This is a genomic window from Egibacteraceae bacterium (assembly GCA_035540635.1).
In the GTDB taxonomy this organism is placed as follows: domain Bacteria; phylum Actinomycetota; class Nitriliruptoria; order Euzebyales; family Egibacteraceae; genus DATLGH01.
Genome location: DATLGH010000053.1, coordinates 1 through 11,254, shown reverse-complemented (window position 1 = coordinate 11,254; position 11,254 = coordinate 1). Strand labels below are relative to the sequence as shown.

General features: G+C 74.1%; 11 protein-coding genes and 1 tRNA gene. 8 read left to right on the top strand and 4 right to left on the bottom strand.

Translation table 11 applies throughout. From position 1 onward, the window contains the following. Nucleotides 1-316: hypothetical protein (locus VM324_09275; protein HVL99465.1), on the top strand; the 316-nt coding region annotated here is incomplete at its 5' end. 15 nt (nucleotides 317-331) lie between these two features. On the opposite strand, the gene VM324_09270 is transcribed toward VM324_09275, so the two are convergent. Further along, nucleotides 332-841: a hypothetical protein gene (locus VM324_09270; protein ID HVL99464.1), complete on the bottom strand. Its 510-nt coding sequence runs from the start codon at nucleotides 839-841 to the stop codon at nucleotides 332-334. Between the two features lie 56 nt (nucleotides 842-897). On the opposite strand from VM324_09270, the gene VM324_09265 reads away from it, so the two are divergent. From VM324_09265 to VM324_09245, 5 genes are all read left to right on the top strand, one after another. Next, nucleotides 898-2,142 (top strand): glutamate-5-semialdehyde dehydrogenase, encoded by a 1,245-nt coding sequence (locus VM324_09265; GenBank protein ID HVL99463.1) that lies wholly within the window; start codon nucleotides 898-900, stop codon nucleotides 2,140-2,142. A gap of 9 nt (nucleotides 2,143-2,151) precedes the next feature. Beyond that, nucleotides 2,152-2,973 carry a histidine phosphatase family protein gene (locus VM324_09260; GenBank protein HVL99462.1) on the top strand — a complete coding sequence of 274 codons (822 nt, stop codon included), beginning with the start codon at nucleotides 2,152-2,154 and terminating at the stop codon, nucleotides 2,971-2,973. A gap of 54 nt (nucleotides 2,974-3,027) precedes the next feature. Next, nucleotides 3,028-3,732 carry a nicotinate-nucleotide adenylyltransferase gene (nadD, locus tag VM324_09255; GenBank protein HVL99461.1) on the top strand — a complete coding sequence of 235 codons (705 nt, stop codon included), beginning with the start codon at nucleotides 3,028-3,030 and terminating at the stop codon, nucleotides 3,730-3,732. 94 nt (nucleotides 3,733-3,826) lie between these two features. After that, nucleotides 3,827-4,186: a ribosome silencing factor gene (gene rsfS, locus VM324_09250; protein HVL99460.1), complete on the top strand. Its 360-nt coding sequence runs from the start codon at nucleotides 3,827-3,829 to the stop codon at nucleotides 4,184-4,186. 26 nt (nucleotides 4,187-4,212) lie between these two features. After that, on the top strand, nucleotides 4,213-4,866 hold the full coding sequence (locus VM324_09245; GenBank protein ID HVL99459.1) for a histidine phosphatase family protein: 654 nt from the start codon (nucleotides 4,213-4,215) through the stop codon (nucleotides 4,864-4,866). Between the two features lie 1,005 nt (nucleotides 4,867-5,871). On the opposite strand, the gene VM324_09240 is transcribed toward VM324_09245, so the two are convergent. The 3 genes from VM324_09240 to VM324_09230 all read right to left on the bottom strand — a co-directional run bounded on the left by VM324_09240 (nucleotide 5,872) and on the right by VM324_09230 (nucleotide 7,575). Further along, nucleotides 5,872-6,645 (bottom strand): phosphatase PAP2 family protein, encoded by a 774-nt coding sequence (locus VM324_09240; protein ID HVL99458.1) that lies wholly within the window; start codon nucleotides 6,643-6,645, stop codon nucleotides 5,872-5,874. Nucleotides 6,646-6,655: 10 nt separating this feature from the next. Further along, a complete protein-coding gene (locus VM324_09235) occupies nucleotides 6,656-7,363 on the bottom strand; it encodes a phosphatase PAP2 family protein (protein ID HVL99457.1) in 708 nt (235 codons plus the stop codon). Nucleotides 7,364-7,502: 139 nt separating this feature from the next. After that, a tRNA-Ala gene (locus VM324_09230) sits at nucleotides 7,503-7,575 on the bottom strand. Nucleotides 7,576-7,659: 84 nt separating this feature from the next. Here VM324_09230 and leuS point away from each other — a divergent pair. Both leuS and VM324_09220 read left to right on the top strand, forming a co-directional pair. Beyond that, nucleotides 7,660-10,155 (top strand): leucine--tRNA ligase, encoded by a 2,496-nt coding sequence (gene leuS, locus VM324_09225; protein ID HVL99456.1) that lies wholly within the window; start codon nucleotides 7,660-7,662, stop codon nucleotides 10,153-10,155. A 174-nt stretch (nucleotides 10,156-10,329) separates the two neighbouring features. Beyond that, nucleotides 10,330-10,989 carry a ComEA family DNA-binding protein gene (locus VM324_09220; GenBank protein HVL99455.1) on the top strand — a complete coding sequence of 220 codons (660 nt, stop codon included), beginning with the start codon at nucleotides 10,330-10,332 and terminating at the stop codon, nucleotides 10,987-10,989. Nucleotides 10,990-11,254 lie beyond the last annotated feature (265 nt).

The following is an 11,254-nucleotide window of genomic DNA, read 5'->3' as shown; positions in this document are numbered from 1 at the left end:
CCCGCCCACGGCGCAGGCCGCCCCCGAGCCCGCGCCCGTGCCCGTCGCCGAGCCGGAGGGGGCCCCGGCGCCGGGACACGACACCGAACCCGCACCGCCGGTGCCACCGCCCGCGACTCCCGACCCGGGCAGGGAGATCGCCCTGGACGTGCGGCCCATCGAGCGCCGCGACGCTCCCGAGCCGGGGTCCAGGCCGCTCCTGCCCGCCGGTCTCGCCGGCACGCTCGTGCTCGCCAACATCGCCGGGCACGCGGTCTGGGCGGACCGCCGCCGGGACGGCCCGCCGGTGTTCGCCTGGCGCCGACCGCCCGCGTAACGGCGCGCGTCTCCCTTAGCTGCGCGCGCCGGGGAACGGGGGCGGGTTGCGGGTCTGCTGCTGCCAGAGCTCCTGGTCGGCCACCTGGAGCACGAGGTCGTGCAGCAGCGACGTGTCGACGTCGAGCAGGCGCCAGAGCTCGAGCGCGTTGCCGAGGTCGCTGTGCCAGCGGGCGAGCACCTCGTCGTCGTCGCGGTCGAGCTCGATGAGCAGCGACCGCGCGGGCTCCATGAGGCGGGTGGAGATCTTGGCGATGAACTCCTCGCCCGACTCGGTCCAGCCGAGCCGGACGATGAAGCTCTCCGGGGATGCCGCCTTGAGCCCCTGCGCGGCGGCGCTCAGGGCATCGACGAGCTCGGCGTGGCGGGTGCGGCGGGCGTCGCTCAGGCGCTGCGCCTCCCGGCGTGCCTCCTCGGCCCGGTCCTGCTCGTAGCGGGCCATGGCCGCGACGTTGTCCTCGCGCTCGCGGGCGAGCTCGGCGTTGCGTTCGAGCCTCGCCCGAAGCGCGTCCTCGAAGTCACTCACTGCGACACTCCCGGTTACCATTGCGGCTGCATCCCTGCCGAAGGAGGCTACCTGCCATGTCGGCCGTCCTGGACGTGTGCGCCGCGGCGAAGGCCGCCGCCCCGGCCCTCGCCCGCGCCTCGACCGCGGAGAAGAACGCGGCCCTGGAGGCGATGGCCGCCGCGCTCGACGCCGCGCACGACACCGTGCTCGAAGCCAACGCCCGCGACCTGGACGCCGCACGGGCCGACGGCGTCGCCCCGGCGCTGCTCGACCGCCTGACGCTCACCGCCGACCGGCTGACGGCGATCGCCGAGGCCCTGCGTGACCTCATCGCGCTCACCGACCCCGTCGGGCAGGTCGTCCGCGGCTTCACGCTGCCGAACGGCCTGACGGTCACCCAGGTCCGCGTGCCGCTCGGCGTCGTCGCGATGGTCTACGAGGGTCGCCCGAACGTGACCGTCGACGCCGCCGGTCTCGCGATCAAGAGCGGCAACGCCTGCGTGCTGCGGGGCTCGTCCACCGCCATCCGCTCGAACACCGCGCTCGCGGGCATCCTCCGCCGGGCGCTCACCGCGCGCGGCCTGCCGGCGGACGCGGTCAGCCTCGTGGCGGACACGAGCCGGGAGTCGGTGAAGGAGCTCTGCCGCGCGCGGGGGCTCGTCGACCTCCTCATCCCCCGGGGCGGGGCCGGCCTCATCGCCGCGGTCGTCGGCGACTCCCAGGTCCCCGTGATCGAGACCGGCGTCGGCAACTGCCACGTCTACGTGGACGCCGCCGCCGACCTCGACAAAGCCCGCGCGATCACCGTGAACGCGAAGGCGCACCGGCCGAGCGTGTGCAACGCCGCCGAGACGCTGCTCGTGCACCGCGACGTCGCTCCGGCGTTCCTCCCGACGGTCGCGCAGGCGCTGCGGGAGGAGGGTGTCACCCTCGTCGGCGACGAGGACGCCCAGCGGCTCGCCGGCGCGGCGCCGGCCACCGAGGACGACTGGGACACCGAGTACCTCGACCTGCGCATGGCGGTCCGCGTGGTCGACGACCTCGACGCGGCGCTCGACCACATCGCCCGCCACGGCACCCTGCACACCGAGGCGATCGTCACCGAGAGCCGCGCGGCCGCCCGGCGCTTCACCGCCGAGGTCGACGCCGCCGCGGTCATGGTCAACGCCTCCACGCGCTTCACCGACGGCGGGGAGTTCGGCTTCGGGGCCGAGATCGGCATCTCCACCCAGAAGCTGCACGCCCGTGGCCCGATGGGTCTGGCCGAGCTCACCACGACGAAGTACGTCGTCGAGGGCGACGGCCAGGTCCGCCGCTGAACCGCCTCCATGCCCGCTGACCTCGTCCTCGTCCGCCACGGCCGCAGCGAGGGCAATGAGGCGAGGGAGCGGTCGAAGAAGGGCGACGAGCGCCACTACACTCCGGCGTTCCGCAGCCGCCGGAACCGCGAGTGGCGCCTGACCGACGCCGGCATCCAGCAGGCCCGGGCTGCCGGCGCCTGGATCGTCGACAACGTCGCTCGGGGCTTCTTCCGCTACGCCACTTCGGAGTACCTGCGGGCGCGCGAGACGGCCGCGCACCTCGGGCTTCCCGAGGCCCGCTGGACCCAGGACATCCTGCTGCGGGAGCGGTCGTGGGGGCACGCCGACTTCATCATGCCCGAGAGCGAGCGCTTCGAGCTGTTCGCTGCGCAGCTCGCGGCGCGCCGCGAGGACCCCTGCTACTGGCGTCCCCCTGACGGCGAGTCCCTCGCTGAGGTGTGCCTGCGGGTCGAGCGGGTCCTCGACCGGCTCAGGCGCGAGTGCGCCGGTCAGCGCTGCATCCTCGTCACCCATGAGGACGTGATGTGGGCGGCCCGCTTCATCCTCGAGGGGCTCACGCAGGAGCGCTGGCGGGAGATGCTGCTGTCGGGCGACCCCAGGGAGAAGATCCACAACGGCCAGGTCCTGCACTACACGCGGCGTCATCCCGGGTCGGGGGAGCTCGGCCCGAGGTTGCAGTGGGTCCGCTCGGTGTGCCCGTGGGACCCGGATCGGTCGGGGGGTCAGTGGCAGCAGGTCGCGCCGCCGAGCTTCACCAACGACGAGCTGCTCGCGTCGGTGGCCGCCGTGCCCCGCCTCGTCGCCGGGGAGGCGCTCGACCGCTTGTAGCGGCGCCGGGGCCCGTGCGGCGGGTCACCTGGGACCCGCGGTTACGATTGCCCAATGGCTGTCGCGCGCCGCATCGGCATCATGGGCGGCACGTTCGACCCCATCCACCTCGGTCACCTCGTCACCGCAGAGCAGGCGCGGGCAGACCTCGGCCTCGACGAGGTCGTCTTCGTGCCCGCAGGGCAGCCGTGGCAGAAGGACGAGACGACGCCCCCCGAGCACCGCTACCTCATGACCGTGCTCGCGACGGCGGCGAACCCCGCGTTCATGATCAGCCGGCTCGAGATCGAACGGCAGGGTCCCACCTACACCGTCGACACGCTGCGGGCGATGCGCGCCGCGTGTCCCGACGACGAGCTGTTCTTCATCACCGGGGCCGACGCGATCGTCAACATCCTCACGTGGAAGGCGGCCGACGAGTGCCTCGCGCTCGCCGAGTTCGTCGCGGCGACACGCCCGGGTCACGACGTGGCTACCCTCCACGCGCAGGGGCTCGCGGACCGGCTGATCTTCCTCGACGTCCCCGCGCTCGCGATCTCCTCCACCGACGTGCGCGAGCGGTTCCGGGCGGGCCGGTCGGTGCGCTACCTCATCCCTCGCGAGGTCGAGGAGTACGCCCGCAAGCATGGGCTCTACGGCACCCTCGGCCACCACGTCGCCCTCGGCGGGCTCCCAGGACGGGCGCTTCCGCGCGCGGCGCCGCCCCGCCCGGGGGCGGAGGGTGCAGCGGGGGGCAGGGGTCGGTACGATCGCCGGTGAGCCGGTGATCGTCGCGACCGCAGCGGGGTCGCCGGCGGATCCTCGAACAGGAGCGAGAAACCTGAGCGCTGTCGACACCACCGAGTCCCGTGGGTTGGCCATTTCCGCGGCGGGTGCCGCCGCCGACAAGAAGGCTACGGACATCCGCATCCTCGACCTCGGTGAGCTGCTCGGCATCACCGACTTCTTCGTCCTGGTCTCCGCCGGCAACGAGCGCCATCTCGGCACCGTCGCCGACGAGATCGAGCACCGCCTGAAGCGCGACCGCGACCGGGTGCCGCGCCGTCGCGAGGGCACGAAGGACACCGGCTGGGTCCTGCTCGACTACGGCGACATCGTCGTGCACGCGTTCACCAGCGAGCAGCGCTCCTACTACGACCTCGAGCGGCTGTGGTCGGACGCGCCGAAGGTGCCGTTCGACGAGCTCGCCGCCGCGGAGGCGGCTGCGGACTGACGGACCAGGGCACCGTCGTCCGGCTCGTGCTCGTCCGTCACGGCGAGTCCGAGTGGAACGCCGCGGGCATCCTCCAGGGCCACGGCGGCCCGGGACTGACCGCCCGCGGGCGGGCGCAGGCCACCGCCACCGCCCGGGCGCTGGCGCGCTTCCATGCGGGGGCGACCGCGATCGTGCGCAGCGACCTCGTCCGCGTCGCCGAGACCGCCGCGGCAACCGAGGAGATCCTGCCGGCGCTGCCCGTGCGCATCGACGAGCGCCTGCGCGAGCTCGACGTGGGCGCGTGGACGGGCCGGTCCCGCACGGAGGTCGCGACCACGGACGCCGACACCTTCTCGGCCTGGGCACGCGGTGAGGACGTCGCCGCCGGCGGCGGCGAGACGTTCGCCGCCCTGCGCGCGCGCGTGGTCGCGGCACTCGACGACGTGGTCGCGCGGGCGCGGCGGGACGCCACCGACCGCATCGCGACCGTGCTCGTGTTCACCCACGGCGGCCCGATCCGGGTGGCGGTCGCCGCCGGTCTGGGCCTGCCCGCCGGAGGCCACCGTGGACTCGAGTCCGTGGGCAACTGCGCGGTCAGCCTGCTCGACGCGCCGACGGCCGCGGCCCTTGCGCGTGGGATGGCGCTGCTCGCCGCCTACAACCGCACCGGGCACCTCCTGTGGGGCACGCCCGGCTAGCGCTCAAGTAGCGAAGCGGTAGCGCCACCATCAGCGCTCGAGTAGCGAAGCGGTAGCGCCCCAGCAGACGCGCTCGGCCTGCAGGCGGGCGCTTTCGGCAAAGCGGGGTGGCCGACCGGCCGGGGTCCGGCCGCTGCGCCGGGATGCCGAGCCGTTAAGGTGTAAACAAAGGCCGGGCCGTCTGGGCGCCGGCGACGACGCGACATCAAGGTTCCAAGGAAGTGCAGAGCACAATGGCGGAGCTTAGCATCGAACACCTTGCGGCACCTCGGCCCTGCGGCGTGTGCGGGCGCCCCACGACCCGGTACAGCCCCGAGCTCGGAATGGTCTTCTGCGGGCGCGAGGAGCCTCCGGTGGACGGGGCGGGCGCCACCGGCGACTTCACGCCGGTCATGCGCGGGAACCCCCGCAGGCTGCGCTTCTGGGAGCACGCCCGCCGGTAGCCCGCCCGGGACGCTGGCCGACCGGCGGCCGGTCAGGCTCGCGCGGACAGCCGCCCGCGCACGCGGGGCCACATCACGGCCGCGGACGCGAGCAGCAGCGGCACGCCGACGCGATCCCGACCAGGTCCACTCGCCCCTCGACGCCCGCGCGCAGGCTGCGGACGGCCCACAGGGTCGGCAGCGGGGCGAACGCCGCCGCCCACGGCCCTTCAACGAACCACGTGGCCACCGGCGCGATGAACGGAAATGCCGAGGCCTTTGAGGACGGTGAGGCCCTCCACCTTATTCGTCGCGACCGCGAGCGCGGCGAGGGTCAGGAGCGGGCCGGACGCGGCCGCGAGGAGCACCGACGGGAGGAGTCATCCGAGTGCCCACCCCGCGGCCAGCCCCGACTGCGGCACCCGACGGACCGCTCCCGGTCACCGCGCGTGAGGACGAGCGTGGGCATCGACCGCGCGGCGAACCGTGCCGCGACGCCGGGCGCCTCGTCGACGTTCACCTTGACGACCTTCAGACGTCCGCTGCGCACAGACGACGTCGGAGCGGTCGGCAGCCATGGCGATCACCTCTCACGGGCCCGCCCGACCCTGCGGCGCGGGCGGCCTGCGTCACCCAACGCGTCGAGGTCGCGAACCGGGGCGGGCGGCTGCGGGGAAGGGCGCACCCTCACTGCCGTCCCCGTGGCGACGAGCACCAGAGCGAGCCACGCCGCGCCGAGCGCGTACCCCGCGAGGACGTCGGTCACCCAGTGCGCGCCGAGGTAGACCCGGGCGAAGCCGACGGCGGCCACGAGCGCGCCTGCGCAGCCCCAGGGGAGCACCCGAGCGGCGGGGCGCTTCGTTGCGGCGGCGGCGACGAAGGCGAGCGCGCCGAAGACCGCGACGGCACGCAGGGCGTGGCCCGAGGGGAAGGCCAGCCCGTAGGCGTCGACGATGGCGGCGGACAGGGGAGGACGGGCGCGCGCCGTGACGAGCTTCACGACCGCCGAGATCACGAGCGCGCCGCCGCCCGCGACGGCGGGCACCCACAGCAGGTTCCAGCGCCGGGCGCGCAACCCGCCGGCGACGCCGAGCGCGAGTACGAGCAGGGCCACCACCTGCAGGTCGGCCATGGCCGACGCGGCACGGCTCACGGCGGTCAACCAGGGACGGCGGTTGTCGACGAGGAAGGCGGTGACCTCGGCGTCGAGCCCGCTCGCCGCCAGCCCGGGCACGACGGACCGACCGAGTACCGCCGCCGCGCAGCCGACCACGATGAGCCCCGCCAGGCCGGTGAGCAGCCCAGCCACCGCACGGTGCGCCCGGGACCCGGGCCGTGGGGACAGCAGCATCGGCATCGCGCCGAGGCTAGCGCGGCCTTCGCAGGACGCCACTCGCGCCGAGTATCACGACGAGCCATCCGACGCCGAGGAGCAGGCTGGCGAGGACGTCGGTGACCCAGTGGGCCCCCTCGTACACCCGGGCGGCCGCGACCACGGCGACGAGCGCCGCGGCGACTCCCCACGCGGCCGCCTGCCGCCGCCGCCGCGTCGTCGTGACGGCGACCAGCCAGGCGAGCGCCCCGTACACGGCGGCAGCGCGGATGACGTGCCCCGAAGGGTAGGAGGGCCCGAACGCGTCGACCGCCGCCACCTCAGCCGGCGGGCGGGGCCGGAACACGAGGAACTTGACCGCCACGGACAGCGCGAGGCCGCCGACGAGGGCGAGCGCGGGCAGCCACAGCGCGCTCACCCTGCCCGTCCGGCGCCACACCACCACCCCGACGACGACGACGATCGGGGCCGTCACCCAGATCTTCGCGGCGTGCGCGGCGAACGTGGCGGCGCCGAGCAACCAGCCGCGCCGCCGCTGGGCCAGCCACGAGGCGACCGCGGCGTCGACCGCCACCTCGTCGGGCGCGAGCGTCTCCGTCTGAGGGGTCAGGTCCAGCGACTCGAGCGACGCGGCGCCGTCGACGGGCACACCGTTCGCCCATACGGGTGCTGCCCCCGTGACGACGACGGCCGTCGCGGCGCCGACCGCCGTCAGGGCGAGGAAGCCGGCCAGGAGCCACACGACAGCGTGCGGCCGTAGCCAGATCCAGGGCAGCCGGGGCTCGCACTCACGCGGCAGCCTCGGTGGCGCTGATGCTCCCGACGGTGGTCTCCTGCTCGAGGTGGTGCGCGCGGGCCGGGGGGAACGGGGGGGATCGGGGTGGAGCGTAGGGGAATCGAACCCCTGACCTCGACACTGCCAGCGTCGCGCTCTACCAACTGAGCTAACGCCCCGAAGCGAGGGCGAGTGTAGCAGCGGCCCGCACCGAGCACCTCGCTAGACTCGCTGGCAGTCCACCACCCCCGAGGAGCGTCCGCGTGGCCACCGGTTACGACCCCCACGAGATCGAACCGCGCTGGCAGGAGGTCTGGGAGTGCGACGGCCAGAACGTCGCCGACGACGCGAGCGACAAGCCCCCCTTCTACGCCCTGCACATGTTCCCCTACCCGTCCGGGGACCTGCACATGGGCCACGTCGAGGCGTTCAGCCTCGCCGACGCCGTCGCGCGCTACCAGCGGCTGCGTGGCTTCGAGGTCATGAACCCGATCGGCTGGGACTCGTTCGGGCTGAACGCGGAGAACGCCGCCATCCGCCGGGGCATCGACCCCAAGCAGTGGACGTACGACAACATCGAGACACAGGCCGCGACGATGCGCCGCCTCGGGCTTTCCTGGGACTGGTCGCGCCGGCTGCACACGAGCGACCCCGAGTACTACCGCTGGACGCAGTGGATCTTCCTCCAGCTGCTCGAGGCGGGCTGGGCCTACCGCAAGGACGCGAACGTCAACTGGTGCCCGTCGTGCAAGACCGTGCTCGCCAACGAGCAGGTGGGCGACGGCAGGTGCGAGTACTGCGACACGGAGGTGACGAAGAAGGCGCTGCGGCAGTGGTTCCTCAAGATCACCGACTTCGCGCAGCGCCTGCTCGACGACATGGCCGAGCTCGCTGACACGTGGCCGCAGCGGGTGCTCGCCCTGCAGCGCAACTGGATCGGCCGCAGCGAGGGCGCGGAGGTCGTCTTCCACATCTCCGAGACCGGCGAGGACATCGTCGTGTTCACGACGCGGCCCGACACGCTGTTCGGGGCGACGTTCTTCGTCGTCGCTCCCGAGCACCCGCGGGCGCGCGCGTGGGCCGAGATCGGCGGCACCGGCGAGGCCTTCGCGGCCTTCCACGACCGGGTCCTGCGCAAGAGCGAGATCGAGCGGCAGTCGACCGACGCGGACAAGGAAGGCATCGCCCTCGGCGTCCACGCCGTGAACCCGGTCAACGGTGACCTGCTGCCCATCTACGCCGCCGACTACGTCCTCCTCGAGTACGGCACCGGAGCGATCATGGCGGTGCCCGCCCACGACCAGCGCGACCTCGACTTCGCGCGGGCCTACGACCTGCCCGTACGTGTGGTCGTGCAGGTCGAGGGCGCGGACCTCGACGAGGCGACGATGACGGAGGCCGCCCCCGGCGACGGGGTCGTTGTGCACTCGCCCGGCTATGACGGGCTGCCCTGGCCCGAGGCCAAGCGCACGATCACCGACGACCTCGCCGCGAAGGGCCTCGGCCGCCAAGCCGTCAACTTCCGGCTGCGCGACTGGCTCGTCTCCCGTCAGCGCTTCTGGGGCTGCCCGATCCCGGTGGTGCACTGCCCGACGTGCGATGTCGTGCCCGTGCCCGCGTCCGAGTTGCCGGTCCGGCTGCCCGACCCGAGCGAGGTCGAGTTCCGTCCCACCGGGGAGTCCCCACTCGCCACCCACCCGACGTGGGGCAAGGTCGCCTGCCCCCGCTGCGGCGGCGAGGCGCGGCGCGAGACCGACACGATGGACACGTTCGTCGACTCGTCGTGGTACTTCCTGCGCTACTGCTCGCCCGACCGCGACGACGTGCCGTTCGACCGCGACGCGGTGCACCGCTGGATGCCCGTCGACCAGTACACGGGCGGCATCGAGCATGCGATCCTCCACCTGCTCTACGCCCGGTTCTTCACCAAGGCCCTCCACGACCTCGGCCACCTCGGCTTCGTCGAGCCGTTCACACGACTGAAGTCCCAGGGCATGGTGCTCCACGGCGGGTCGGCGATGAGCAAGAGCCGCGGCAACGTGGTCGAGCCGAAGACCGTCTACGCCGAGTACGGGGCGGACACGCTGCGCGCGACGATGCTGTTCGCCGGACCGATCGAGGACGACGTCGACTGGGCGGACGTGTCGCCCGCCGGGCTGTTCCGCTGGTTGTCGCGCCTCGTGCGCCTCGTCGACGAGGTCGTGGCGCCGGAGGGGTCGAACGGATCCGGGTCGGACGGCTCGGGGTCGGACGGCTCCGGGGAGCTCGCGCTGCGGCGGGCGACGCACAAGACGATCGCCGCCGTGACCGAGGACTACGAGGCGTTCAAGTACAACACCGCCATAGCGAAGCTCATGACGCTCGCGAACCAGGTCTCGGCCGCCTTCCGCGACGCCGGCGTGCGGGGTCCTGCGGTGACCGAGGCGCTGGAGGCCATCCAGGTGATGCTCTCACCGATCGCCCCGCACGTGACCGAGGAGCTGTGGCACCGCCTGGGTCACGCGGACTCCGTGCACGCCCAGAGCTGGCCGAGGTACGCGCCGCACCTCGTCGTCGAGGACAGCAAGCGCATCCCCGTCCAGGTCGACGGCAAGCTGCGTGACACGACCGAGCTGCCCGCGGGCGCGTCCCAGGCCGACGCCGTCGGCGCCGCGCGAGGCCTGGCGAACGTCGCGCGCCACCTCGAGGGCCGCGAGGTGGTGAAGGTCGTCTGGGTGCCCGACCGCATGCTGAACTTCGTGACGAGGGCCGCCTCCTAGACGCTCGTCGGCGCGGCGCGGCGCGGGGGCGGCCGGCGCCGGGGACGTCAGGATTCCCGCGGCGGCGCGGGAAAGCTGCCCGCGGGACCGGCCCGCCCGCGAGCCGGCGTGGGATGTCCACAGCCGGCGGGAAAAACGCTCCGGTTGGGCTGGGACGGTCGTACCGTCGCCCGCATGGGCACGCTGACCGACCCGCACGACGACGCGGCCTTCGCTGAGCGCCTGCGGCGGGGGCTCGCGGGGCTCGGCTGCTCGCCCGCCGAGCTCGCGGGTCTCGTCGTGCTCGTCGCCGGCGCCGTCGCGGCGCTCGTGCTGCTCTGGGTGCTCGCGCGGCCGGGGGCCGCCGAGCCGGAGGCGCCGGCCGTGCCCGATGGCCTTGCGTTCGCCGACGAGGAGCTCGTCGTGCACGTCGCGGGTGCGGTCGCCGCCCCGGGTTTGTACCGCCTGCCCGGCGGGGCGCGGGTGGCCGACGCACTCGAGAAGGCCGGCGGCCCCCTGCCCGATGCGCTGCTCGACGCGCTCAACCTCGCTCGTCCGCTGACCGACGGCGAGCAGCTGCTTGTGCCCGGACCCGCACCGGCCGGCCAGGGCGACGCCCCGGCCGAGCCCGCGGCCGCGGCGGCGTCGCCGTGGCGGCCCGACGGTCGACTCGACCTCAACCGTGCGACGCCCGCCGACCTCGAGCAGCTTCCGGGCATCGGCCCGGTCCTCGCCGAGCGCATCGCCGCGCACCGCGACCAGGCCGGCGGCTTCACCGCAGTCGGCGACCTCCGCGACGTGCCCGGGATCGGGGAGAAGAAGTTCCAGGCCGTCGCCGAGCTCGTGGCCGTGTGATGCGCCCCGCGCCTCTGCGCGGCTTGCGGCATCGGTCGCACATCATGCGACCAAGGCTGCGATCCGGCGGGGCGGCCCGCGCGCCCCGCGCGTCCCGCGCGCCCCGGGGCCGGCCGTGAGCGCCGCGGCGGCCTGGGTGCTCGCCGCGGCGCTGTGGGCGGGATGCCTGCTGCCCGGGCCGTGGTGGACGGCCGTGGTTGGGCTCGCCGTCCTGGGCGCGGCGGGTCCGGCCGCCGGCGGCTCCGGGGGGCGGGAAGGGTCGGCA